Here is a 25,578-nt window from a genome sequence, read left to right as displayed (position 1 = left end):
ATGCGTGCGGCGCTTGAAGGGGCGGGGCGGCTGGTTTATGTCGCCCTGACCACCCGCGAACCTTGCCCGCGAACCGTGAAAGAGACTTGCCATGCGCGCCGAAACCCAGAAGACCGTCGACCGGATCGAAAAGTCGCTGAACCTGCTGGGGCAGCGTCTTGACTGGGAAACCGCGCCGCATCGGCTTGAGGAATTCAACGCCCGTGTCGAGGATCCCAACCTGTGGGACGATCCGGCCGCGGCGCAAAAGCTGATGCGTGACCGCCAGATGCTAGTCGATGCGATGGAGACCTATCATTCCATCAAGCAGGATCTTTCGGACAACCTTGAACTGATCGAACTGGGCGAGATGGAAGACGATGCCGATGTGGTGTCGGATGCCGAGGGCGCGCTGGCCACGTTATCGGAAAAAGCGGCCCAGAAGGAGTTGGAGGCGTTGCTGGACGGGGAAGCCGATGGCAACGACACATTCCTGGAGATCAACGCAGGCGCCGGCGGTACCGAGGCCTGCGACTGGGCGGCGATGTTGCAGCGGATGTATGTCCGCTGGGCCGAAAAGCGCGGCTATGAGGTGGAGCTTCAGTTCGAGGAGGCGGGCGCCGAGGCCGGGATCAAATCCTGTGGGTACAAGATTTCCGGTCAGAACGCCTATGGCTGGCTGAAATCGGAATCCGGGGTTCACCGGCTGGTGCGGATCTCGCCCTTTGGCAAGGGCACGCGCGAGACGTCGTTTGCATCGGTCTGGGTTTATCCGGTGGTGGATGACAATATCGAGATCGAGGTCAATCCCAGCGACATCCGCATCGACACCTATCGCTCTTCGGGGGCGGGGGGGCAGCACGTCAACACCACCGATTCGGCGGTGCGGATCACCCACATCCCCACCAATATCGTCGTGACCAGTTCGGAAAAATCGCAGCATCAGAACCGTGACATTGCGATGAAGGCGCTGAAATCGCGGCTGTATCAGATGGAGCTGGACCGGCGGAACGCCGAGATCAACGCCCAGCACGAGGCCAAGGGCGATGCGGGCTGGGGCAACCAGATCCGGTCTTATGTGTTACAGCCCTACCAGATGGTCAAGGATTTGCGCACCAGCCACGAAACCAGCGACACGCAAGGGGTTCTGGACGGCGCTCTTGACCCGTTCATGGCGGCGACGCTGGCGCAGCAGGCATCGGGCAAATCGCGGGCGGATGCGCAGGGGGATTGAGGGCTAGCCCTTTTCCAGCCACCGCAGGATGTCCGCCCGGTTGCCGTCAAGCTCGGGGGCGGCGGGGCGCGCGGGGGGATCTTCCATGCCCGACATCTTGATCGGATTGCCGGCGGCCTTGAAGCTGGCGCGCCCGTAGCGGTCGAGCACATCGACGATCATGTTGCGCGCGCCAAGTTGCGGGTCCTTCATCACCTGATCCATCGCTTGGATCGGCGCGCAGGGCACTCCGGCGGCGGTCATCCGGGGCAGCCAGTGGCTGCGGGTATGATCCAGGGTAACCGCCTCTATCAGCCGCTTGAGCAGGCGCGCGTTGGCCAGCCGGGCGGCGTTGTCCGCGAACCGCGCATCGCCGGCGATGGGCAGGTCGAGCACCAGACAGAGCCGTTCGAACTGTGCCTCGGTTCCGGCCGCCAGCACGAAGGAGCCGTCCGAAGCCTGAATCGCCTCGCACGGGGCGATGGCCGGATGGCGGCTGGGGTGGGGCGGCGGCGTCGCCCCCATGGCCGCGCGCGGCACCGCCTGTTCCATCAGCGCAAGCTGAGCATCCAGCATGCTGACATCGACCCGCCGTCCAAGGCCGGTGCGGGCGCGGTCATACAGCGCCGCAAGAATGCCCTGCGCCAGAAACATGCCCCCCGACAGATCGCCAAAGCTGCTGCCCGCGCGGCGCGGCACCTCTTGTGTGCCGGTGCGGTCCATCAGCCCCGACCGGGCCTGCACGATCACGTCATAGGCGGCGCGTTTGGCATCCGGGCCGGTCTGCCCGAAGCCCGTGACCGAGGCATAGACAAGCTCGGGGTGGCGCGCGTGCAGCAGTTCCCACCCAAGGTTGCGCCGGTCCATCACGCCGGGGCGGAAGTTTTCGACCAGCACGTCGGCGCGCGCGATGATGCGGTCCAGCAGGGCACGGTCGGTGTCGATGTCGAAATCCAGCGCCAGCGACCGTTTGCCCCGGTTCACGGCGGCGAAATATCCCGATTTGCCATCCTTGAGCGGGGGCAGCGTGCGCGCGCCGTCGCCGCTGCCGGGACGTTCGATCTTGATGACCGTCGCGCCAAGGTCGGCCAGGATCATGGTGGCGAATGGCCCGGACAGAATCCGGGTGAAATCGACGATCGTGACGCCGGAAAGGGGTAGCGACATGGGCCTTTGGCTCTCTGCTGTCGGGGACTGCTCTGGGGCAGGCTGTCACGAGCGTCGCGGGCGCCGCAAGCGATTTGCGCGGGGCCGCCCGATTTTGCCGCGCGGGCGTTGCGCACACGTTTCGGTTGTGACCTCAGGCGCCTGCCTTGCGAGCATGAAACACAAACCCCAGCAGGTTCATCAGCACCTGCGCCGCCAGGATCGACGTCGATCCGGTGGGGTCGTAGTCGGGCGCGACCTCGACCAGGTCGATGCCGACGATGTCATGGGCCCGCGTGACCTGCTGCAACAGTTCCAGCACATCGTAATACAGAAATCCGCCATGGCTTGGCGTTCCGGTGCCCGGCGCGATCGACGGGCAGAACGCGTCGATGTCCAGCGTGATGTAGACCGGCGCGCCCTTTGGCAGGCGCGCGGCGACACCCGCGGGGCCCAGCTTGCGCGCCTGGCGCACCGACAGGATGTCCGAGCCCATGGCGCGTGCGGCGTCGTAGCCCTCGCGCGCGGTCGATGACACGTTGCGGATGCCGACCTGCGTCAACCCGCTGACATGGGGCTTTTCGGCGGCGCGGCGCATCGGGTTGCCGTGGCCGCGCGTGACCCCGTGGCGGACATCGACGAAATCCAGATGGGCGTCGATCTGAAGCAGATGAATGGGCGCGCTGCCCCCGAACGCCTCGATGCAGGGGATGTTGACCGAATGGTCTCCGCCGATGACAACCGGGAGGACGCCGGCTTTCAGCGCTGCCGTCACCCCGGCGCGGATGTTGGCGTGGCTTTGCGTGGTGTCGGTGTGAATGATGTCGGCGTCGCCCATATCGACGATGCGCACATCGGGGCCAAGGTAGGTGGTGTCGTCTTCGTGGTCGTAGGCCCCGGCGTGGCCGAAGCTGAACAGGGTCGAGGCCTCGCGCACGCCGCGCGGCCCGAACCGTGCCCCGGCGCGCCACTGGGTGCCCGCATCGAACGGCGCGCCGAGGATGGCGGCGTCCGCGTCGATCCGCGACCAGTCCGCGACGTGGGGCTTTCTGGCAAAGGTGCAGATGCCGGTAAAAGGCAGGTCAAGGCGCCCGCCTTCGTATCCATGGGCCATGTTCGGTTTCCTTCTTCGGGGCGAAGGTGGCCGGAATTGACGGCGCGGGCAAGAGTGGCGCCGCAGGCGGGGCCGGACCGGGTTCGCCGTCGCGGCGGCGGGCGGGGGCGTCGGCCGTGCCCTTTCGCCCTTTCCCCTCGGGCACATCCATGCAATAGGGACGTGCCAACCGATCCCCTCCCAAGGAGCTGCCCCATGGAGATTCGCGAGGCCCTCACCTTCGACGATGTCCTTCTCGTTCCCGCCGCATCCAGCGTGCTGCCCAGCACCGCCGACACCCGGACCTGGGTGACGCGGTCCATAGCGCTGAACATCCCGTTGCTGAGTTCGGCGATGGACACCGTGACCGAGGAGCGCATGGCCATCACCATGGCCCAGGCCGGCGGCATCGGGGTGATCCACAAGAATCTGTCCGTTGACGAACAGGCCCGTCAGGTGCGCCGCGTCAAGCGGTTCGAATCCGGTATCGTCTACAACCCCGTGACACTGACCCCCGATCAGACGCTGGCCGATGCCAAGGCCCTGACCGACCGTTACGGGTTCACCGGCTTTCCGGTCGTCGACCAGAATCACCATGTGGTCGGCATCGTCACCAACCGCGACATGCGCTTTGCCCAGCAGGACGATACGCCGGTGCGGGTGATGATGACGTCGGAACGGCTTGCGATCCTGCGCGAACCGGCGGATCGCGACGAGGCAATCAGCCTGATGCGCGCGCGTCGGATCGAAAAGCTGCTGGTGACGGATGCCAGCGGCAAGCTGACCGGACTGCTGACGCTGAAGGATACCGAAACGGCGGTGCTCAACCCGACCGCCTGCAAGGACGGGCTGGGCCGGCTGCGCGTCGCCGCGGCGACAGGCGTCGGCGACTCCGGGCTGGAACGGTCCGGGGCGCTGGTGGATGCGGGCGTCGACATTCTGGTCGTCGATACCGCGCATGGCCATTCCGCCGGCGTGCTGGAGGCGGTCGCCCGCGCCAAGCGGCTGTCCAACGAGGTGCAGGTGATCGCCGGCAACGTCGCCACCTATGATGCCACCCGCGCGCTGATCGACGCGGGCGCGGATGCGGTCAAGGTCGGCATCGGGCCGGGATCGATCTGCACCACGCGGATGGTGGCCGGGGTCGGGGTGCCTCAGCTCACCGCGGTGATGGATTGCGCCAGGGCGGCCGGAGACGTTCCGGTGATCGCGGACGGCGGCATCAAGTTCTCGGGCGATTTCGCCAAGGCGATCGCCGCGGGGGCGTCCTGTGCCATGGTTGGCAGCATGATCGCGGGCACGGATGAATCCCCCGGCGAGGTCATCCTGTACCAGGGCCGCTCGTTCAAGGCCTATCGCGGCATGGGCTCGCTTGGCGCCATGGCGCGCGGCTCGGCCGACCGGTATTTCCAGAAGGATGCGGCGAGCGACAAGCTGGTGCCGGAAGGCATCGAAGGGCAGGTGCCCTACAAGGGGTCCGCGGGCGCGGTGATCCACCAGCTTGTGGGCGGCCTGCGCGCGGCGATGGGCTATACCGGCAATGCGACCGTGGCCGACATGCGCAAGGACTGTTCATTCGTAAGGATTACCAACGCGGGGCTGAAGGAAAGCCATGTGCATGATGTGACAATCACGCGGGAATCCCCGAACTATCGGATCGGATGACCGGAGGATGACGCCGGCGGCACGGATTCAGGCGGCGGCGGAAGTGCTGGACCGCATTGCGCAGGGGACAGCGGCCGAAAAGGCGCTGCTTGGCTGGTCGCGCGGCGCGCGCTATGCCGGATCAAAGGACCGCGCGGCGGTGCGCGACCACGTCTTTGACGTGCTGCGCCGCTGGCGCTCCACGGCGGCGGTCGGGGGCGGGCAAACGGGCAGGGCGCGAATGCTGGGCCTGCTGCGTCAGGACGGCATGGATCCGCAAACGCTGTTCACCGGGGTCGGCCATGCGCCCGAACCGCTGTCGGCGGATGAGTTGGGGGCGGGGCGTCCGGCGAGCGGGGGCGAGGCGCTGGACCTGCCCGACTGGCTGCTGCCGATCTGGACGCAAAGCCTTGGCGACGCGGCGGTCGGGACCGCGCTTGCGTTGCGCCAGCGTGCGCCGGTTTTCCTGCGGGTCAACCTTGCGCGGATCGCGCGGTCCGACGCGCAGGCGCTGCTGGCGTCGGATGGCATCGAAAGTCAGCCGCATCCGCTGGCGTCAGGCGCTCTTGAGGTTACGCGCGGGGCGCGGGCGGTGTCGCGTTCATCGGCTTACACCGATGGTTTCGTCGAACTGCAAGACGCGGCGAGCCAGGCGGTTGTCGATGCGCTGCCGCTTGCGCCGGGGCTTCGTGTGCTTGATTATTGCGCGGGCGGCGGAGGCAAGGCGCTGGCGATGGCGGCACGGACCGGCACCGAAATCCAAGCGCATGACGCCGACCCGGCCCGCATGAAGGACCTGCCGTCCCGCACGGCGCGCGCCGGTGCCCAAATCCGCACAGTGGCGGCGCCAGAGGGGCGCTATGATCTTGTGCTGTGCGATGTACCCTGTTCTGGCGCGGGATCGTGGCGGCGGGCGCCCGAAGGAAAATGGCGCTTGTCCGCCAATGGGTTGGATGCGCTTTTGCAGACGCAGTCGGACATTCTGCGCCAGGCCGCCCCGCTTGTCGGGGCCGGCGGCACCCTGGCCTATGCGACCTGTTCCGTACTTATGCCCGAGAATACGGCGCGCATCAAAGCAGCCCTGGCCGAGATGCCGGGCTGGACGCTTGAACTGTCCCGCCAGTTCTTGCCATCCGACGGCGGGGACGGTTTTTTCCTTGCCTGCCTTCGGGCGCCGGGCTAGCGGCATGCGCTTAAAATAGCTCGATTTTCCGTTAATTCTGGGCGGTTTGGCAGGATTCTGCCCCGCGCGGGGTTTGCGAGGGGCTATCTTTCGCCGGTTTACTATTGGTTAATGTTTCCTGTGCGATGACTCGCGCAAGTGATCGGAAGGAAGGCGGCAAGGTGTCGGAAATCGCAACCACAATGCGGCGTCGTTCCCAATGGACACCCGATGTGCTGCGCAGCGCCGCCATGCTGCTGGCGCTCGCGCTGTTTTCGGGCGGGCTTGCCATCGTGATGACCGACGCCGCCTTACGGGTCGCCTGTGTGGCTGCTGCTTTCGCCTTTGGAACCATGGCGGTGCTTTCCGCCGCAGGATATCTTGTCCAGCGGCGGCGCAGTCTCGATGCCTTTGCCACGCTCAAGCGGTTCGCTGCGGATGAACCGGTTCCGACGCTTGCGACCGATGCCTCGTTCCGGGTGATCTATGCAAACACGGCGGCGGTCGACGTGCTGCGCGCCTCTGTCGACGATTCCCTGCCCGAACTTCTGGCAACCCGGATCGCCGATGCCGATGCGCTGGTGCACCGCCTCAGCATTCGATCGGAAAGCTCGGGTTTTGCGCGCGAAGGGGCGATAGCGAACGATCCTCGGGTCTCGCTTTCGTTGCGGCGGCTGGATCGCGGGCACTGGTTCTGGCGGTTTGAAACGGACAAGGCATTCGAGGATTCGCATGATGGCGAACACGAACCGCCAATTCTGACGCTCGGGCGCAGCGGGGCCGTGCTTTACATGAACGGTCGCGCCCGCGCGGTGCTTGGACGACGAATCAAACGTCTGGACGACGTGCTTGAGGATCCGCCGCTGCAGAACGGCGGTATTCACCATTTTGTCACACCCGAGGGCCCCAAGGGCTACAGCGTGCGTTGCGTCGATACCGGCATCGGGCGCCAGGAGGTCATTCTGGACCAGATCGACCCGGTGGTGGTTGAAGGCAGCGCGGCGGACGGGTTCGACAATCTGCCTGTGCCGCTGCTGCGCATCGGTCCGGATGGCACCATCTTGCGGGCCAATCCCGGCGCCTGCAAGCTGCTTGACACCGAACGTGCCGACGGGCGGAACATGTCGGAATTCATGGAGGGGCTTGGGCGGTCGATCCGGGGCTGGATTTCCGAAGCCGTCGCCGGGCGCGGGCTTCACAGGTCCGAATTTCTTCGCCTGACCCGGTCCGATCGCGAAATTTTCGTTCAGGTCACGCTGACCCGTGTGCGCATCGACGGGATGCCCGAACTGGTCGCCGTACTGAACGACGCGACCGAACTCAAGACGCTTGAGGCACAGTTCGTACAAAGCCAGAAGATGCAGGCCATCGGTCAGCTTGCCGGCGGCGTTGCCCATGATTTCAACAACCTGCTGACGGCGATTTCCGGCCACTGCGATCTGCTCTTGCTGCGTCACGACCAGGGCGATCCGGATTACTGCGATCTGGTCCAGATCAACCAGAACGCCAACCGCGCCGCTGCTCTGGTGGGGCAACTTCTGGCTTTCTCGCGCAAACAGACGCTTCGCCCAGAGGTGCTTGATCTGCGTGACACGCTTTCGGACCTGACGCATCTTCTCAACAGGCTGGTGGGCGAAAAGGTGCAGCTGACGCTCAACCACGACCCTGTCCTGCCGTCGATCCGTGGGGATCGGCGCCAGCTGGAACAGGTGATGATGAACCTTGTCGTCAATGCCCGCGACGCCATGCCGGATGGTGGCGAGATTCATATCGAAACCGCTAGCCAGACGCTCATGGAACCGCTTCACCGGAATCGCGCGGTCGTGGAACCGGGGCAATATGCCGCCGTCAAGGTAACTGACCAGGGGATGGGGATTCCGCAGGACAAGCTTCAGAAGGTGTTTGAACCCTTCTACACAACCAAACGTACGGGCGAGGGGACCGGTCTGGGGCTGTCGACCGTCTATGGCATCGTGAAGCAGACCGGTGGTTTCATCTTTGTCGACAGCGTGGTCGGTGAAGGCAGCAGTTTCACGCTTCTTTTCCCGACGTTCGACGTGCCGGTTTCAACCCAGCTCCCCGAGAAAATCGTCGAAAAACGCAAGATGCCCGCCACCGGCAGCGGCGTGGTGCTGCTCGTCGAGGACGAAGCCCCTGTCAGGGCGTTTGCGGCCAGGGCGTTACGATTGCGCGGCTATACGGTCCACGAGGCCTGCAGTGCCGAAGAGGCCCTCGAATTTCTCGACGATGTCTCGATGAAGGTGGATCTTTTTGTCACGGATGTGGTCATGCCAGGCCTTGACGGCCCCACCTGGGTACGAAAGGCGCTGGAACAGCGGCCAGGAACACGGGTGGTCTTTGTTTCGGGCTATGCCGAAGACGTATTCGCCGAAGGAGACAATGAAATCCCCAATTCAATTTTCCTGCCAAAACCATTTTCGCTGAATCAGTTGACGGAAACGGTGCACATGCAGCTCAACTGACCCGAAACGGTCATCCGGCGCGCGCCCAGGCTTCAAAATCGGCCGCGCAATTCCGGCGCAGCTTTGCTTCGGTGCGTTCGGTCAGCTGAAGCTTGGCATCCGGAGACACGTTCATGCGCGGCAAATCAAGCGTCACCCCCAGGCGCGTTTCAAGAAATGCCTTAATCGCAGCCTGGTTTTCGTACTTGAACAACAAGGTGACCGCCGTGCCGTTTGGCCGAGGCTCGATAAATTTCGCCTGGCTGCCGACATTCGCGTACGCCGGGCGGTCGCCACTGGCGTAGGCATCCACGAAGCTGTCGAAACTCAGATTTTTGGTCGATACCGGCTTTGAATCGAGAAACGCTCTCTGGCGGTATCTGTACCAGGACCCAAGCCACGAAATCGGTTCGCGCAAAACCGCCATGATCTCCATGTCCGGGGCGTCCATCTTGTCGAACATCGGCCTGAAGAACCGGTTGTAGCGGTAGACGGGGGCGTGTTTCAGTTCCGGAGGATCGAGAACGGCCATGGAGGCATGTGGCGCCAATGCCCGTTCATAGGCTGAACTGCCGGTTTTCGGGACCGCCAGCAGCACCAACCTGGGTTTCCAGAAAACCAGCACGCGCGCACTCCTTGGTATTCTTTTCGATGTAAAGAACTTCTTAACCTCACGATCACATGCTGGTCCATGAAAATTTAACTTGAAATGTTCCCTGTTTGATCTCATCTTGTTCAGAACAAGTGGCGAACAAAACCAGCGATTGCCGCCCCAGGCCGGGTGTGGAATAAGGATCGAGAAACATGGCAACGGCAGATCTTCTCAACATGGACAGCAAGCGCAACGCAGACCGACAAAAGGCGCTGGATTCGGCGCTCGCGCAGATCGAACGCCAGTTCGGTAAAGGCTCGATCATGAAACTTGGTGGCGAAAACGCAATCAAGGACATCGAATCGACCTCGACCGGATCGCTCGGGCTGGATATCGCTCTTGGCATTGGGGGCCTTCCGAAGGGGCGGATCATCGAGATCTATGGCCCTGAAAGCTCGGGCAAGACAACCCTGACACTACATGTCGTGGCCGAGGAACAGAAGAAGGGCGGCGTATGCGCCTTCGTGGATGCCGAGCATGCCCTGGATCCGCAATACGCCAGAAAGCTTGGGGTCAATCTTGACGAACTGCTGATCTCCCAGCCTGATACCGGCGAGCAGGCGCTTGAAATTACCGACACGCTTGTGCGCTCTGGCGCCGTGAGCCTGGTTGTCGTGGATTCGGTCGCCGCGCTGACGCCCAAGAGCGAACTCGAAGGCGATATGGGCGATTCCAGTGTGGGCGTGCATGCGAGGCTGATGAGCCAGGCCATGCGCAAACTTACCGGGTCAATCAGCCGTTCCAACTGCATGGTGGTTTTCATCAACCAGATCAGGATGAAGATCGGCGTGATGTTCGGATCTCCGGAAACCACAACCGGCGGCAATGCTCTGAAATTTTACAGCTCTGTTCGTCTTGATATTCGACGCATCGGTTCGATCAAGGACCGCGACGAGGTGGTGGGCAACCAGACGCGGGTCAAGGTTGTCAAGAACAAGGTCGCGCCGCCCTTCAAACAGGTGGAATTCGACATCATGTATGGCGAAGGTATCTCGAAGATGGGCGAACTTCTTGATCTTGGCGTCAAGGCGGGCGTCGTTGACAAGTCTGGTGCGTGGTATTCGTATGGCGACGAGCGGATCGGCCAGGGGCGTGAGAACGCAAAGAATTACCTGCGCGAAAATACCCGCATCTCGCTGGAGATCGAGGACAAGATCCGCGCTGCTCATGGCCTGGATTTCCATATGCCCGACCCCGAGGGCCGTGACGAAGACGGCGCTCTGACCGAAGACTGACGCATGGCGGTGGCGCGCCGCCGTGCGGGTGCGGCGTGCTCAGACCTGGAATAGCGGCTCTTTCACCCCGGCAACCTGGCGCGCCGCGACGAACCGCGCCAGGTTGTGTTGCGATGGCCGGGTGGTGGTGTTGGCCCAGATCCCCAACGCGACAAGCCGCTGGATGAAAATCATTGCATCCGCCCGCGCCGCAATCTGGCGATAGCCAGCGGCCAGTGCGCTTGCCGCGGGATGCGGGGGCTGCTCTGGGTCGCCGCGGGCCATCGCGTCCACCAGCAGCCAGACAAGATCGCGCAGCGGCTCATCCGGGCGGTTGTTTTCGAAGTCGAGTCCGACAAGCCCGTCGCGCGTCTGCATCAGGTTCGACAGGTGCAGGTCCCGATGCAGGATCGCGCGCTGCGATGGTGTTCCCCGGACCCGTGGGAAAGCGCCTTGCAGCTCGGCGACATGCTGCTCGAACACAGCGAAATCCGGAATCTCGCGGCGGCGCTGCCGGTGGCTTTCGGCCAGCGCGATCAGCCAGTCGAGCGGTCCGCGCGGACGAAACGGGTGCGGCGCGACGGTGAGCGCGTGAAACGCGGCGAGCCAGTCTCCGGCACGTTCGAGTTTGGCAAGTTGTTCGGGCGGGGTGAGCGTGGGCCAGATCTCGGCAAGGCTGGGGCCATCGACATAGCGCATGCCCAGAACGCGCAGCTCATCATCGTAAAAAAGCACTTCCGGCGCGCGTCCGGGCAAGGCCGTGGCCACCAGATCCTGTCGCGCAAACTGGGCGCGGCCCTTGTCGCCGCCGCCGGGGGCGAAAACCTTGACCACCAATCGTGCGTCGGGCGTGGCGGCGCAAAACACATGTGCGCGGCGATCTGCAGCAGCGTTCCTGAGACTGCCAAGGCCGAACCGCCCGGCCGGACAGTGACGCGCAAGCGCCAGGCGGGCACTATCGCGGGCGGTCCGGATGTCGATATGGGTTGCCGCGGGGCCGGGGCCGTCTTCGGGCGTCGACACTTAGCGCGCCTCCAGACGTGTGACGCCGATCGAGGCCGCGCGCGCGAGGTCTTCGTCGAGCGACATCGGGACGTATTCGCCACGCCGCCACAGGGTGCCAAGGTCGTCGTAGTGACGCGACAGGAAATGGCCCGACTGCCCGGTCGAGCTGATGAACACAGATGAATCGGGATCGGCGAAATCATAGACTCCGCGATAGGTCGCGGCATGCACGTTCAGGAACGGATCGGGCTCCTGTGCCGAACTGACGCCGCGTTGCAGGGTGAAATCCCCGCCCGAGGTGTTTTGCCTGATGTTGACGAAATAGCGCAGCACCGGCACCTCGCCCAGTACCGCGTGTCGATGCAGCGCCTGATGCGCATCGCCCCAGCGCAGCGATTCCAGCGCGGTGCCATAATGTTCGACGATCCAGAGCAGCGCGTCGTCCAGCGACATCCGCGCGATGTCGGTACAGCTTTCGGTCGCGACCGAGCGCACCACGTCGCACCAGGCACCGGCGCCGTCGACGTCGCGAAACACGCGTTCGATGAACAGCGGTTCGACACGGTCGAATTCGTCCGCCAGCGGGCCGATCTCGTCGCGGATCAGCCGGTCCTGAAGCGCCCGCAGCCAGGCGGCATAGATCAGCGGCTCGGGCATGTGTTCGTTCATCTCGCCGTTCCAGTTGGCAAGCAGGTCCAGCGCCCTTTGGCGTTGGCGTTCCGGAGTACCCTCGGGGGCGGCCTCGCCGGTGTACCACAGGTCGCGTCCGATCAGCGGCAACAGCGTGCGCGCGGCAGGCGATACGGTGTCAAGCTGCGCTTCGACAAAGCTGTCGCGGGTGTGGACCTGCCGGCCCTGCATCAGCTGCGTCCAACGGGTGACGCGCTGGCTGTCGCCCCAGTCAAAGCTGACGTGGTCGGGAAAGGCGCGATCGACGATCTTGTTGTTGGTGTTGCCCACGATGCCACCGGCGGGGTCGATCCATTCGGGATTTGCCGTATCGGGAAACATGCCCTGCCAGCGGTTCGCGGCGATCCAGCCGGGCGAGGGAAGGCGCCCCTGACCCTGCATCGCCCGGTCGCGCCTGGGCATCGCGCCCACCAGTTTCAGGCCGATGTGATCGGCGTCGATCACCGACAGCATCTGGGACGGCGCGATGTAAAGTCCGGTGGCGCCCAACGCCTCGTTGACGCTTTGCGCCCGCATCAGGCGCAGCGCCCCGCTGAGCGAGGTGTCTTGGGGCGACAATGCGGTCCAGCTCAGGCTCATCACATGGCCGCTCGGGGTGATCCGGTCCAGCCCGAACCGCCGTCCGGGCAGAACGGGGCCGTTTTCGGTCCAGCGCAGGGTGACGGTGACGGGGGCCTCGTCCTTGATTTCGATGATGGAGCGGCGGGTGGTAAAGCGCGCCCAGCCGTCCGGGGTGCGGTATTGTTGCGGATCGTCCGGGTTCAGCTCTTCGAGGTGCAGGTCCTGATCGTCAAGATACGACGAGGTTATGCCCCAGGCGAGGCTTTGGGACCGGCCAAGCATCACCGCGGGAATGCCGGGGATGGTGCCGCCGATGACGCCGCCCTCCTGCAACTGAAGCCGCGCCAGATACCAGGTCGATGGCGCAGTCAGGCCCAGATGCGGGTCGTTCGCCAGCAGGGTGCCGCCGCCTGCGGAACGCTCGGGCGCTGCCGCCCAGACGTTGGACGCCCCCGCAAGGCCGCGCCGTGGCACTGGCGACAGCGGATCGTCCCGTTCGGGCGCGGCGGCAAAGCGCGGCATCCGTGCGTCCGGCACCAGGCTGGCATATGACGGCAACGCGGCCGTCCCGTCACCGGGGATGTCGGGCAGGATGTCGGCCAGGCGGTCCGGATCGGGCAGTTGCAACGAGGCGCGCGCGCGCAGGATTTCATCGCGGAACTGGCCCGACAATTGCAGCGCCATGAGCTTGACCAGCGCGATGCTGTCAGCGGGTTGCCAGGGCGCGATCGGGGCGTCGAACACGAAGAATTCCGGCGCGCCACGTCCCAGGCTCTGGTCGTTGATCTCGGCGATGCGGGCGTTGACTCCGGCGGAATAGGCCCGCAGCGCGCCCAGTGCCTGCGGTTCCTGCGCGGCGACCGAGCGCGTCGCGAGCGTATAAAGATCAAGCCGCCGCAGCAGGATGTCGGTCTCAAGCGTGCGCTGCCCGAACACCTCGGACAGCCGCCCCTGCACGGTACGCCGCATCAGGATCATCTGCCACAGCCGGTCCTGCGCATGGGCATAGCCCAGCCCGAAAAACGCGTCCGTATCCGACTCGGCAAAGATATGCGGCACGGCGGAATTGTCGCGCACGATCTCGATTTCGGCGCCGATGCCATCGACCGCAAGCGTCTTGTCATACTCGGGCAGAGAGCGCGCCGCGAGGTAATAGACCAGCGCAACCGCGATCACGGCAAGGACGATCGCCGTGCTTGCCAGCCTCAGCAGCCATCGGAAGAGTGTCGCCATGCGGTCGTTGCCCCTTGTCCCCGGCCCGGTGTCGCCTGCGCCCTGATCCGGTGTCGTCAGCGCCCTGATACGGACCATGGCTCCGGGGATTACCGCCTCGCCGCCCCCTTGCCAAGGCCCGGTCCAGCGGCGAAGGTCCGCGCGACATCCGCGATAACGGGAGATTGAACCATGTCGAAATGCGCATTTCTGGGGCTTGGGGTCATGGGGTACCCCATGGCGGGACATCTGATCGCTGCGGGGCACGAGGTCACCGTTTACAATCGCACCGCGGCCAAGGCCGGAAGATGGACCGCGCAGCACGGCGGCAGGGCGGCATCGACCCCGTGCGAGGCCGCGCAGGGGGCAGATTTCGTCATGGCCTGCGTCGGCAACGACGACGATCTGCGCAACGTTTGCCTTGGGGCGGACGGCGCCTTTGCGGGGATGTCGGGCGGTGCGGTCTTTGTCGATCACACCACCGTCAGCCCGATGGTCACGCGCGAATTGCACGCCATCGCGGCCGAGCAGGACAAGGGGTTTGTCGATGCGCCAGTGTCCGGCGGGCAGGCGGGCGCGGAAAACGGCCAGCTCGTGGTGATGTGCGGCGGTGACCAGTCGCACTGCGACGCTGCCGCGCCGATGATTGCCGCCTATTCCAAGCTTTTCCGGCGGATTGGCGACAGCGGCGCCGGGCAGATTGCCAAAAGCGTCAATCAGATCTGCATCGCCGGGCTGGTACAGGGGCTGTCCGAAGGGCTGGCCTTTGCTGAAAAGGCGGGCATCGACGCGCGCGCGGTCGTCGAGGTGATCGGCGGTGGCGCTGCGGGATCGTGGCAGATGGTCAACCGCTCCGAGACCATGCTGGCGGACGAGTTCGAACATGGGTTTGCAGTAGACTGGATGCGCAAGGATCTTGCGATCTGTCTTGCCACGGCCGAAGAGAGCGGCGCCTCGTTGCCGGTCACCGCGCTGGTCGATCAGTTCTACAAGGACGTGCAGCAGATGGGTGGCGGGCGTTGGGACACATCAAGCTTGCTGAAACGGCTCAGGGCGTTCGGCTGACCGGCGCGCGCATAAAAATGCGGCGCCCGGCGATCCCGGACGCCGGCAGACAGGTTTCGGCCTAGCCGAGCGTTGCCTCCATGGTGATTTCCGCGTTCAGCAGTTTGGAAATCGGGCAGTTCGCCTTGGCTGCGTTGGCCGCATCGGCGAACTCCTGTTCGGAGGCGTTGGGAACCGTGGCACGCACCACCAGGTGGCTTTTGGTCACCGCGAACCCGTCGTCTTTCTGTTCAAGCGACACGGTCGCTTCGGTCGAAATGTCGTCCGCGGTCAATCCCGCGTCGCCCAGGATCATGCTCAGCGCCATGGAAAAGCAGCTCGCATGTGCCGCGGCGATCAGTTCTTCGGGGTTGGACCCCGCTGCGCCTTCGAACCGCTTGTTGAACCCGTAGTTGACGCCATCAAGCGCACCGGAGCCGGTTGAAATCGTGCCGGTCCCGTCCTTGAGGCCGCCCTTCCAGTGCGCCGATCCCTTTTTATCGATCATGTCGTGCTCCTTTGTGGTCGTTGTCCGCTGCCGGTCTTGCGGCGCTTGGGGGCCAAACGCGGGCAGGGCAATGCAGGTTGCATGGCTTTCGCGCCTGAGGCGAAGAAAGTCGCGTCAGTGCCCGGCGGGGCGCCACATTGCTTGTTGTCTTTTCCACACCCCATCCCCTATGCTGCAAGAGAGGTCTTTGCACCCGCATCGACCCTGAAAGTTTCGCTGCGCCGCCGCGTCCCCATCAAGGAAGCCGTCGCAGACCGATCGGGCCGCAAGGCCAACCGAAGACCGCCCGACCCGCCTTTCCGGCGGCGGGCCGCAAACAGGCGCAGGCGCCCTGACCGGAAACGGGACAGGCGGACATGCGTCGGAGAAGAAACGCGATGAAGCGTGCGACGCAGTTGAGGCACCCGGGTGAAGGCGTATCGCCTTCCCGTGCCTGCGCGCCGCAACTCGCCCAGACAAGCCACGCCGCGACACCGCTGAAACCGCCTACGGGCAGGTCGGGGGCGCTTGCGCCGTGCAGACGGACAACATGGCCAAGAAGATGCTCATCGACGCCACCCACGCGGAGGAAACCCGCGTCGTGGTGGTCGACGGAAACAAGGTCGAGGAATTCGACTTCGAATCGGAAAACAAGCGCCAGCTTGCCGGCAATATCTATCTCGCGAAAGTCACGCGGGTAGAGCCGTCGCTTCAGGCGGCATTTGTCGATTACGGCGGCAACCGCCACGGATTTCTGGCGTTTTCGGAAATTCACCCCGATTACTACCAGATCCCCGTCGCCGACCGTAAGGCGCTGATGGAAGAAGAGGCCGCGCTTGCCGCCGAGGCGGACGCGGAAGAAGAGGAAAAGCCCAAGCGCAGTTCGCGCTCGCGCCGGTCGCGGTCGCGCACCAAGGCGGAAAAGACCAACGCCGACGACAAGATTGCCAGCGCCGAGGTCTCCGAGATTTCGGGGATGGAAACCATAGACCTCGATGAGGGGGCCGAAGCTGGGGACGCGACCGAACCGATGGCCGCGACCGGCCACGAGGATGTCGCGACCGTTCCGACCGCGCCGGTTCAGGACGCGGCCGAGGTCACAGCACCGGGCATCGACGATGCCGGATCCGATGACCAAACCGACGACGACACGGACGATGACGATGGCGGCGACGATGACAACGGCGACGCACACGACGATGACAGCATCGAATCCGTCGCCGATGACGACACCGAGGAAGACATCCGGCCCAAGCGCAAGCCCCGGCCGCGCAAGTACAAGATTCAGGAAGTCGTCAAGGTGCGGCAGATCCTGCTTGTGCAGGTCGTCAAGGAAGAACGCGGCAACAAGGGCGCCGCGCTGACCACTTACCTGTCGCTTGCGGGGCGCTACTGCGTTCTGATGCCCAACACCGCCCGTGGCGGCGGCATCTCGCGCAAGATCACCAACGCCGCCGACCGCTCCAAGCTCAAGCAGATCGCGACCGAAATCGACGTGCCCAGGGGCGCGGGTCTTATCATCCGCACCGCCGGCGCCAAGCGGACCAAGACCGAGATCAAGCGCGATTACGAATACCTTCAGCGCCTGTGGGAACAGATCCGCGAACTGACGCTGAAATCCATCGCGCCCGCCAAGATCTATGAAGAAGGCGACCTGATAAAGCGTTCGATCCGCGACCTTTACAACCGCGAGATCGACGAGGTGCATGTCGAGGGCGAAAAGGGCTATCGCATCGCCAAGGACTTCATGAAAATGATCATGCCGTCCCACGCGAAGAACGTGAAGCAATACGCTGAAACCATGCCGCTTTTTGCCCGCTATCAGGTGGAAAGCTACCTCAGCTCGATGTTCAACCCGACGGTTCAGTTGAAATCCGGCGGCTATATCGTCATCGGTGTGACCGAGGCGCTCGTGGCGATCGACGTCAACTCGGGCCGGGCCACCAAGGAAGGCTCGATCGAGGAAACCGCGCTCAAGACCAACCTTGAGGCTGCCGAAGAAGTGGCGCGCCAGCTGCGTCTGCGCGACCTTGCCGGTCTGATCGTCATCGACTTCATCGACATGGACGAGCGCAAGAACAACACCGCCGTCGAGAAAAAGATCAAGGACAAGCTCAAGACAGACCGCGCCCGCATCCAGGTCGGCCGGATCTCCGGGTTTGGCCTGCTGGAAATGTCGCGCCAGCGTTTGCGCCCCGGCATGATCGAGGCGACGACCCAGCCCTGCCACGCCTGCCACGGCACCGGCCTTGTGCGATCCGATGACAACATGGCGCTGAACATCCTGCGCCAGGTCGAAGAGGAAGGCACCCGCGGCCGGTCGCGCGAAGTTCTGCTGAAATGTCCGGTCAGCATCGCCAACTATCTGATGAACCAGAAGCGCGAACATATCGCGATGATCGAGGCGCGCTACGGCATGTCCGTGCGTATCGAGGGTGACGTGCATCTGGTGTCTCCGGATTTCTCGATGGAGAAATTCAAGACCGCGACGCGCACCGTCCCCGAGATCGTGGCCCCCGTGGTTTCGGTCGACACCACGCTGATGGATGACATCGACGAGGATTTCGATACCACCGAGGACGACATCGAAACCGAGACCGAGGAGGAAACGCAGGCAGCGCCCGCGCCGTCCCCCGAGACCGACTCCGATACGGATGAGGACGGAAAGCCCAGGAAGCGCCGCCGCCGCCGCCGCCGCTCGCGCTCCAAGAGCAAAGAAAACGGCTCGGATGAGACCGGCGACGAGTTCGAGGACGCGTCCGCGGATGCGGGCACGCCTGGTGAAACAGCTGCCGAACCGGCTGCCGGGGCGGACGACGCTGCAAATGGCGCGGACAACACCGCAGAGGAGGCCACGGGCGAGACCGAAGAGACCAAGCCCAAGCGCACCCGTAGCCGCCGGTCGCGCACCCGCAAGCCCAAGGTCGCGGATGAGACGGCGTCCCCCGAACAGGCATTGTCGACCGAGGCCGCGGTTGAGTCCGCTGCCGGGATCGAGGCGTCGGAACCGGCTGCCGAACAGCCTGTCGCCGAACAGCCTGAGGTTGAAGCCGCGTCCGAAGCGCCGCAACAGCCGGTCGCCGAGGTCGCGGAACCGGTTGTCGACACCGCCGAAGTTGCGGCCCGGCCCGAGGAGGTCGCGCCCGAACCCGCGGCATCGCCAGAGCCCGCGCCCGACGAACAGGCCGCCGAACCCGTTCAGTCCCAGCCCGTTCAGTCCCAGCCCGTTCCGCCCGAGCCCGTTCAGCCAGAACCAGTGCATGTGGTCGAACACCCCGCGGCCAACGCCCCCGCACCGGCGGACGCGCCTGCCGTTTCGGCCACGACAGAGCCGGATCGCCAGACGCCGAGCGAACCTCAGGGCGCGCCCGAGGCCGAAGCTGCCGAAACCGATGCGGTTGGCGAGGCGGACAAACCCAAGCGGCGTGGCTGGTGGTCTCAGGGCGGCTGATTGCAGCCCTTGATCCGGTCAGTGACCCTGAACGCCCCGGTATCTCCGGGGCGTTTTTTCGTGCCGCCCCTTACGGTTCGCGCGCCTGAGAATGGCAAGCCCGCGCGCCGTGCATCGCGCTCGTCGGGGCCGCGCCAGGCTCCGGTCTGGCCCGATGCCGACACAAAACGATGGTCCACGCTGATGTGACAGTTCCGCGCGTGACCGGACGCGCAATATATTCTACCCATGCGACATGTTCGGAATCGACCTCATAGATGCCAGCCTCGCGCCGGCGATGCTCGTGGCGCTCGCCGCTGGCGTCATCTCGTTTCTCAGCCCCTGTGTGCTGCCCATCGTGCCGCCCTATCTGGCCTTCATGTCGGGGGTCAGCCTGTCGGAGATGCAGGCGGGGGGACGTGCGCGGATGCGGGCCTTTGTCACGGCGCTGTTCTTTGTGCTCGGGCTGAGCACGGTTTTCGTGCTGCTGGGGTTCACGGCATCCTGGCTTGGCATGTTCTTTTTGCAAAACCAGGTGCTTATGGCACGGATTTCCGGTGTCGTGGTGATCGTTTTCGGGCTGCATTTCCTGCATGTCTTTCGAATCCCGTTCCTTGATCGAGAGGCACGGATCGAGACCGGCGAAAGCGGTGGGTCGGCCTTTGGCGCCTATATCCTGGGCCTCGCCTTCGCCTTTGGCTGGACGCCCTGCATCGGGCCGCAACTTGGCGCCATCCTGTCGCTGGCGGCGTCCGAAGCGTCAATCGCCCGCGGGACCGCGCTTTTGGGGGTGTACGCCATCGGTCTTGGGCTGCCCTTTTTGTTGGCGGCGGTCTTTCTCAGCCGTGCGATGGGGCTGATGAACCGGATCAAGCGGCACATGGGCCTCATCGAAAAGGCCATGGGCTTGCTGCTGATCGCCGTCGGATTGGCGTTGCTGACCGGCGCGTTTTCGGCGTTTTCCTTCTGGTTGCTGGACACCTTTCCAGGACTTGCCGAACTGGGCTGATCGCGCCAGGCGCGCGCCGCTCTCTTGCCCTTGTGATCCGTTAGGGTCAGACTCGCGACAGGCTGGGACAAGCTGGGGCAGGCATGGTCGACACGGATTCACACACGCAAGAGGTCAGGCGGCGGCGGGTGTTCTACATCCCCGGCTACGATCCGATTCACCCGCGCCGCTATCGCGAGCTTTATCGCAAGGAAGCCGCAGCGCAGGCGGCGATTTCTGGCTATGACATCACGCTCAGCCCCAAGACCGGCGGCGGCGCCTATGGCTGGCAGGTGGACAGCGTTCAGGACGGCGCAACCACCCATGCCGAGGTCGAGGTTCTGGTCTGGTCCGACATCGTGCGCGGCAGCATGTCGAACACCATTGCGGCGACCTATCTGCAATTGCTGCGCACATCCTGGGAATACATCGTCACCGGCGCGCTGCGCCGCCTGATGCGTCTGCGCAAGGGGCCGGTGATCGCGGCGCTTTATCCGGTGGGCGCGCTGATCCTGCAGCTGGTGCTGGCGCTTGCCGCCGGTGGGGCAGGTTTTGCGCTCATCGGGCTGAGCGCGCCGTGGATCGGCTGGGGCGCGACGCTGATCGGGGCGCTTGTCTGGGGCGCGCTCACGGTGGCAGTCCTGCGGTGGTTCAAGGCCAGGGACGGCAAATTCTACGCATATTACCTGATGCATGACTACGCCTATTCGGCGCAGTCCAGGGGGGCCAATCCGCCCCCTCTGGAACAGCGCATGGCGCAGTTTGCCGACACCGTCGCGCAGGCGCTGACGCAGGATGTCGACGAGGTGCTGGTGGTCGGACATAGTTCTGGCGCGCATCTGGCGGTGTCGATTCTGGCGGATGTGCTGCGCGCGGGGCGGATGCCGAAGGGGGGACCGCGGCTGGCGTTCCTGAGCCTGGGGCAGGTGGTGCCGATGGTGTCCTTCCTGCGCGGCGCCTGGCGGTTGCGGGCGGATCTGGCCTGGCTGTCGGCGTGCGGCGATCTGACCTGGGTGGATGTGACCGCGCCGGGCGATGGCTGTGCCTTTGCCTTGTGCGATCCGGTCGCGGTCAGCGGCGTTGCGCCGGATGACAAGCGCTGGCCGCTGGTGTTTTCGGCGCAATTCACCAAATCCCTTACCCCAGAAACATGGGCCAGGTTGCGCTGGCGCTTTTTTCGCTTGCATTTCCAGTATCTTTGCGCCTTTGACCGGCCGCTCGATTACGATTATTTCCGCATCACGGCCGGGCCGCTGTCGCTGGCGACGCGCTATGCGGGCCGGCCGCCGTCGGCCAGCCGCATCGACGTGGCGGCCAGCAAGTTCACGTCGGTGCGCCCGTGATCCCGCCCAAGCCCCCCTCGCGGTCTGGTCGTGCGTCGCTTTTTCGGTACCTCAGGCTGTTTCGCCAGGACATCCTGTCGGCGCAACCGGCGCGGCTGTACCGCGCGTGGATGGCGGAGTTCCGCACGCCGTTCTTTCGCAGTTACCTGATCAATCAGCCCGATCTGGTCAAGACCGTGCTGAAGGACCGCCCGATGGATTTTCCCAAATCCTCGCGCATCGCCGAAGGGCTGCGCCCGTTGCTCGGCGAGTCGGTGTTTCTGACCAATGGCGACACCTGGCTGCGGCAACGGCGCATCATCGACCCCGCCTTCGAGGGCGGGCGGCTGCGCGAAACCTATCCCGCGATGTGGGCGGCAAGCCAGGCGGCGCGCTCCCGTCTGGCGGCGCGTGTCGGCGACACCGTCGAGATCGAGGAACAGACCAGCCATGCCGCCGCCGACATCATCTTTCGCACGCTGTTCTCGCTTCCGATCGAGGACCAGATCGCCTCGGCGGTGTTCCATGAATTCAAGACCTATCAGCGCAGCCAGCCGATCCTGAACCTGGCCGCTTTCCTGCCGTTGCCGCGCTGGCTGCCCCGGTTCCATCGCAGGCAAACCAAAGCGGCGGCGCGACGCATCCGCGCGCTTATCACTGAACTGACCGAACGTCGCCGCGCCGAAATCGCTTCGGGCAGCGCCCCGGACGATCTGGCGACCAAGATCATGACCACGCGCGACCCTGAAACCGGCGCAACCTTTTCGACCGCCGAGATGGTCGATCAGGTCGCGATCTTCTTTCTGGCGGGACATGAAACCAGTGCGTCTGCGCTGGCCTGGGCGCTGTATCTGCTGGCCACCCATCCCGACTGGCAGACGGCCGTCGCGGATGAGGCGCGCCAGCTTGGCGACAGTCCCGACTTTGCCGACATGGCCAGGCTCAGGGTGTCGCGCGATGTGTTTCGCGAAACGCTGCGGCTGTATCCGCCGGTGCCGATGATGGTGCGCGAAACCCGCTGCCCCGAACGGTTCAGGGGCAGGGATGTGCCCAGGGGTGCGCAGATCGTGCTTAGCCCCTGGCATCAGCACCGGCACGAACGGCTGTGGGATCGCCCTGACGAATTTGACCCGGCGCGCTGGGGCACCGAAAACGGGCGGCAATGCGCCCGCGATGCCTATATGCCGTTCTCGTCGGGTCCGCGCGTCTGCACGGGGGCGGGCTTTGCCATGGTCGAGGGGCCGCTGCTACTGTCGCTGCTGCTGCGCGATCTGCGTATTTCGGCATTTCCCGAAACGGTGCCCGAGCCGGTCGCCTTTCTGACCGTGCGCTCGCGCGGCGGCATCGTGCTGAAAGTCGACCGGCGTTAGCGTTAAACTTGATCTGGATGCTACCCATCCCCGAACGCTTGGTCTAAGCCTTTCAAGAATGACATTTTCTCATGGGAGAGGGATCTTCATGGCTCAGGACAAGGCCGTTTTCGCAAAGCAGAAAGAGCAGATGCACACCGGCAAGGGGTTCATCGCCGCACTTGACCAGTCGGGCGGATCGACCCCAAAAGCGCTGCTGCAATATGGCGTCGAGGAAAGCGAATACGCGGGCGAAGCCGAGATGTACGGCGAGATCCACAAGATGCGCACGCGGATCATCACCGCCCCCGATTTCACAGATCAAAAAGTACTGGGCGCGATCCTGTTCGAACGCACCATGCGCGCCGAGATCGAGGGCCTGCCCACCGCGCAGTATCTTTGGGAAAAGCGCGGCGTTGTGCCGTTTCTGAAGATCGACAAGGGCCTGGCGGATAAGGCCGATGGCGTGCAGATGATGAAACCGATGCCGGGGCTGGAGGCGCTGCTGACCGAGGCGGCGCAGGATTTCGGGATTTTCGGAACCAAGGAACGTTCGGTCATCCACGAGGCGAACGCCGCCGGGATCAAGGCCATCGTCGACCAGCAGGTCGAGGTCGGCAAGATGGTGATCGCCGCCGGAATGGTGCCGATCATGGAACCCGAGGTCGACATCAATTCGCCCACCAAGGCCGAAGCCGAAGAGATTCTGAGGGCTGAACTCATGGCGCATCTGGACCAGTTGGCCGAGGGCGAAGACGTGATGATCAAGCTTACCATTCCGACCGTCGCCGGGCTGTATGACGATCTGGCCGATCACCCGCGGTGCGTGCGCGTCGTTGCGCTGTCGGGCGGGTACAAGACCGATGACGCCTGCGAACGTCTGTCCAAACAGCCCAAGATGATCGCCTCGTTCAGCCGCGCCCTTGCCGAAGGTCTGTCGAAAAAGCAGTCCGACGATGATTTCAACGCGCTGCTGGGCAGCAATATCGACAAGATCTACCGCGCGTCGATCTGATCCGATCCCGATGCTGCAAAACAAAGGGCCCGACCGCACGCGGTTCGGGCCCTTTTTTGCGCGGAATGACCGATGAATGCGCGGGGCGTCGCGCAAACCCCGAAGGCACATCGGCGATCCCTTGCCGGCCCCGATCCCGACCGCGCAAACCCCATGGCCTCGCGCGCGCGTTCTCTGCTACGGGGCGGCGCGCAGCCCGTGCAATTCGGGATGGCCGGGGGGAGAGGGGGTCGCGATGTTGGAACGACTTGCAGCAGTTGCCGCGCTTGGCCTTGCGGCATCCGTCGCCATTGCCGGAGACTGGGTCGGGCTGGATGCGGATCTGGACCATGACGGTGCGCTTTCGCCACAAGAAGTGATGCGCGCATGGCCCGAAGTGTCGACCGACGATTTCCTGCGCATGGACGCCGACGGAAACGGCCGGCTGGACGAGCGTGAACTTGCGCTCGCCCGCGCCAGGGGGGTGCTGCAGCAATCCTGGGCGATCTAGTGGCCTTACGCGCGCGCCGTCTGCAACGCCGCGTAAAACATCCGCGGCCACGGATCGGAATCGCTCCTGCCGCGCAATGTGCAACCGGCGCGTCGTGGTGACATCCACGCGGCCGGAAGTCGTGGTGACATCCACGCGGCCGGAAGTCGTGGTGACATCCACGCGGCCGGAAGTTGTGGTGACATCCACGCAGGCGGAAGTTGTGGTGACATCCACGCGGGCGGAATCGGTCACCGGGCGCGTCGATGCAAACCGCAGGCGTTATGTGATGCTGAGGCTCGCCGCGCTTTCGGGCAGTTCCTCGTCAAAGCAACGCTGATAGAACTCGGCCACGGTCTGGCGCTCAAGCTCGTCGCACTTGTTCAGGAACGACAGCCGGAACGCATAGCCCACGTTGCGGAAAATCTCGGCGTTCTGCGCCCAGGCAATCACCGTGCGAGGCGACATCACCGTCGACAGTTCGCCGTTCATAAACGCGCGGCGGGTGAAATCGGCCACGGTGACCATCTGGCGGATGGTCCTGCGACCCTTTTCGTTGTTGTAATGCGGCGCTTTGGACAGGACGATGTTCACCTCGGCGTCGATCGACAGATAGTTCAGCGTGGCCACCAGCGACCAGCGGTCCATCTGGCCCTGGTTGATCTGCTGGGTGCCGTGATACAGACCTGTCGTATCGCCAAGACCGACCGTGTTCGCCGTCGCGAAGATGCGGAAATACTTGTGCGGGGTCAGCACCTGGTTCTGATCCAGCAACGTCAGCTTGCCGTCGGTTTCCAGAACCCGCTGGATCACGAACATGACGTCGGCGCGGCCCGCGTCGTATTCATCGAACACGATGGCGCAGGGGTTGCGCAGCGCCCAGGGCAGGATGCCTTCCTGAAACTGGGTGGTCTGCTTGCCATCGACCAGCTTGATGGCGTCCTTGCCGATCAGGTCGATCCGGCTGATGTGGCTGTCCAGGTTCACCCGCACCGCAGGCCAGTTCAGGCGCGATGCCACCTGTTCGATATGGGTCGATTTACCGGTGCCGTGGTAGCCTTGGATCATCACGCGGCGGTTGTTGCGGAACCCCGCGAGGATGGCCAGCGTGGTGTCGGGGTCGAACTTGTAGGTACTGTCCAGGTCGGGGACGCGGTCGGTCCGGTCGGAAAATCCATGAACCACCATGTCGGTGTCGATGCCGAACACCTCGCGCACCGCGATCTCTTCGGTCGGTTTCGCATTGACGTCGATCTCGCTGCTCATCTCGGGCCTCTGGTCTTGAACTATGTCCTGTCGCTCCCGTGGTGCCCCATATCCGGCGCAAGGGCAAGAGCGCCCGGCGACCGCATTGGGGTTTGCCCAAGCCGTGTTGCCGCGATAGGCTTTGCGCGACGAATGACCCCGCAGGCAAGCCCATCGTGAGTACTTCCCATATCGA

The 25,578-nt window shown here is 64.3% G+C and carries 20 protein-coding genes; 13 read left to right on the top strand and 7 right to left on the bottom strand.

Annotated elements, in window-relative coordinates; translation table 11 throughout:
* Nucleotides 1-91 precede the first annotated feature (91 nt).
* Nucleotides 92-1,213: a peptide chain release factor 2 gene (prfB, locus tag ATI53_RS08125; protein ID WP_009503584.1), complete on the top strand. Its 1,122-nt coding sequence runs from the start codon at nucleotides 92-94 to the stop codon at nucleotides 1,211-1,213.
* 3 nt (nucleotides 1,214-1,216) lie between these two features.
* On the opposite strand, the gene ATI53_RS08120 is transcribed toward prfB, so the two are convergent.
* Both ATI53_RS08120 and ATI53_RS08115 read right to left on the bottom strand, forming a co-directional pair.
* A complete protein-coding gene (locus ATI53_RS08120) occupies nucleotides 1,217-2,359 on the bottom strand; it encodes a CaiB/BaiF CoA transferase family protein (protein ID WP_009503583.1) in 1,143 nt (380 codons plus the stop codon).
* A 133-nt stretch (nucleotides 2,360-2,492) separates the two neighbouring features.
* Nucleotides 2,493-3,452 carry an agmatinase gene (locus ATI53_RS08115; protein ID WP_009503582.1) on the bottom strand — a complete coding sequence of 320 codons (960 nt, stop codon included), beginning with the start codon at nucleotides 3,450-3,452 and terminating at the stop codon, nucleotides 2,493-2,495.
* 195 nt (nucleotides 3,453-3,647) lie between these two features.
* On the opposite strand from ATI53_RS08115, the gene guaB reads away from it, so the two are divergent.
* From guaB to ATI53_RS08100, 3 genes are all read left to right on the top strand, one after another.
* Nucleotides 3,648-5,096: an IMP dehydrogenase gene (gene guaB, locus ATI53_RS08110; RefSeq protein ID WP_009503581.1), complete on the top strand. Its 1,449-nt coding sequence runs from the start codon at nucleotides 3,648-3,650 to the stop codon at nucleotides 5,094-5,096.
* A 7-nt stretch (nucleotides 5,097-5,103) separates the two neighbouring features.
* Nucleotides 5,104-6,258, top strand: a complete 1,155-nt coding sequence (locus ATI53_RS08105; protein ID WP_111550160.1) for an RsmB/NOP family class I SAM-dependent RNA methyltransferase — start codon at nucleotides 5,104-5,106, stop codon at nucleotides 6,256-6,258.
* A 161-nt stretch (nucleotides 6,259-6,419) separates the two neighbouring features.
* Entirely contained in the window at nucleotides 6,420-8,720 is a 2,301-nt protein-coding gene (locus ATI53_RS08100; RefSeq protein ID WP_205912135.1) for an ATP-binding response regulator, read from the top strand.
* A 10-nt stretch (nucleotides 8,721-8,730) separates the two neighbouring features.
* Here the strand turns inward: ATI53_RS08100 and ATI53_RS08095 are convergent, their stop codons facing one another.
* Nucleotides 8,731-9,324, bottom strand: coding sequence for a hypothetical protein (locus ATI53_RS08095; RefSeq protein ID WP_009503578.1), 594 nt, complete (start codon nucleotides 9,322-9,324; stop codon nucleotides 8,731-8,733).
* Nucleotides 9,325-9,503: 179 nt separating this feature from the next.
* Between ATI53_RS08095 and recA the strand changes: the two genes are divergently transcribed.
* The gene (gene recA / locus ATI53_RS08090) at nucleotides 9,504-10,586 is read left to right on the top strand and encodes a recombinase RecA (RefSeq protein ID WP_111550159.1); all 1,083 of its coding nucleotides are present in this window, start codon (nucleotides 9,504-9,506) and stop codon (nucleotides 10,584-10,586) included.
* A gap of 39 nt (nucleotides 10,587-10,625) precedes the next feature.
* Here recA and ATI53_RS08085 read toward each other — a convergent pair whose 3' ends face one another.
* Nucleotides 10,626-11,588, bottom strand: a complete 963-nt coding sequence (locus tag ATI53_RS08085; RefSeq protein ID WP_111550158.1) for a phosphotransferase family protein — start codon at nucleotides 11,586-11,588, stop codon at nucleotides 10,626-10,628.
* On the bottom strand, nucleotides 11,589-14,054 hold the full coding sequence (locus ATI53_RS08080) for a penicillin acylase family protein (protein WP_111550189.1): 2,466 nt from the start codon (nucleotides 14,052-14,054) through the stop codon (nucleotides 11,589-11,591).
* Between the two features lie 171 nt (nucleotides 14,055-14,225).
* Between ATI53_RS08080 and ATI53_RS08075 the strand changes: the two genes are divergently transcribed.
* A complete protein-coding gene (locus ATI53_RS08075; RefSeq protein WP_009503574.1) occupies nucleotides 14,226-15,098 on the top strand; it encodes an NAD(P)-dependent oxidoreductase in 873 nt (290 codons plus the stop codon).
* Nucleotides 15,099-15,159: 61 nt separating this feature from the next.
* On the opposite strand, the gene ATI53_RS08070 is transcribed toward ATI53_RS08075, so the two are convergent.
* Nucleotides 15,160-15,585, bottom strand: a complete 426-nt coding sequence (locus tag ATI53_RS08070) for an OsmC family protein (RefSeq protein ID WP_009503573.1) — start codon at nucleotides 15,583-15,585, stop codon at nucleotides 15,160-15,162.
* 529 nt (nucleotides 15,586-16,114) lie between these two features.
* On the opposite strand from ATI53_RS08070, the gene ATI53_RS08065 reads away from it, so the two are divergent.
* From ATI53_RS08065 to ATI53_RS24625, 7 genes are all read left to right on the top strand, one after another.
* Entirely contained in the window at nucleotides 16,115-19,015 is a 2,901-nt protein-coding gene (locus tag ATI53_RS08065; RefSeq protein WP_111550157.1) for an Rne/Rng family ribonuclease, read from the top strand.
* Between the two features lie 235 nt (nucleotides 19,016-19,250).
* Nucleotides 19,251-20,003 carry a cytochrome c biogenesis CcdA family protein gene (locus tag ATI53_RS08060; protein ID WP_009503571.1) on the top strand — a complete coding sequence of 251 codons (753 nt, stop codon included), beginning with the start codon at nucleotides 19,251-19,253 and terminating at the stop codon, nucleotides 20,001-20,003.
* Nucleotides 20,004-20,086: 83 nt separating this feature from the next.
* Nucleotides 20,087-21,325 carry a hypothetical protein gene (locus ATI53_RS08055; protein WP_009503570.1) on the top strand — a complete coding sequence of 413 codons (1,239 nt, stop codon included), beginning with the start codon at nucleotides 20,087-20,089 and terminating at the stop codon, nucleotides 21,323-21,325.
* Entirely contained in the window at nucleotides 21,322-22,674 is a 1,353-nt protein-coding gene (locus ATI53_RS08050; protein WP_111550156.1) for a cytochrome P450, read from the top strand. Before ATI53_RS08055 ends, ATI53_RS08050 begins: the two co-directional genes overlap by 4 nt.
* 88 nt (nucleotides 22,675-22,762) lie before the next feature.
* Nucleotides 22,763-23,668 (top strand): fructose bisphosphate aldolase, encoded by a 906-nt coding sequence (locus tag ATI53_RS08045; protein WP_009503568.1) that lies wholly within the window; start codon nucleotides 22,763-22,765, stop codon nucleotides 23,666-23,668.
* A 235-nt stretch (nucleotides 23,669-23,903) separates the two neighbouring features.
* Nucleotides 23,904-24,158: an EF-hand domain-containing protein gene (locus ATI53_RS23230; protein WP_009503567.1), complete on the top strand. Its 255-nt coding sequence runs from the start codon at nucleotides 23,904-23,906 to the stop codon at nucleotides 24,156-24,158.
* Entirely contained in the window at nucleotides 24,103-24,477 is a 375-nt protein-coding gene (locus ATI53_RS24625; RefSeq protein ID WP_511223674.1) for a hypothetical protein, read from the top strand. Before ATI53_RS23230 ends, ATI53_RS24625 begins: the two co-directional genes overlap by 56 nt.
* Here the strand turns inward: ATI53_RS24625 and cobS are convergent.
* Entirely contained in the window at nucleotides 24,420-25,403 is a 984-nt protein-coding gene (cobS, locus tag ATI53_RS08035) for a cobaltochelatase subunit CobS (protein WP_009503566.1), read from the bottom strand. The genes ATI53_RS24625 and cobS overlap by 58 nt on opposite strands.
* Between the last annotated feature and the right edge of the window lie 175 nt (nucleotides 25,404-25,578).

It is taken from the genome of Salipiger aestuarii, assembly GCF_003259905.1.
GTDB lineage: Bacteria > Pseudomonadota > Alphaproteobacteria > Rhodobacterales > Rhodobacteraceae > Salipiger > Salipiger aestuarii.
Note: the sequence above shows the minus strand (reverse complement) of the source record. Positions and strands in the feature narration are given on the sequence as shown.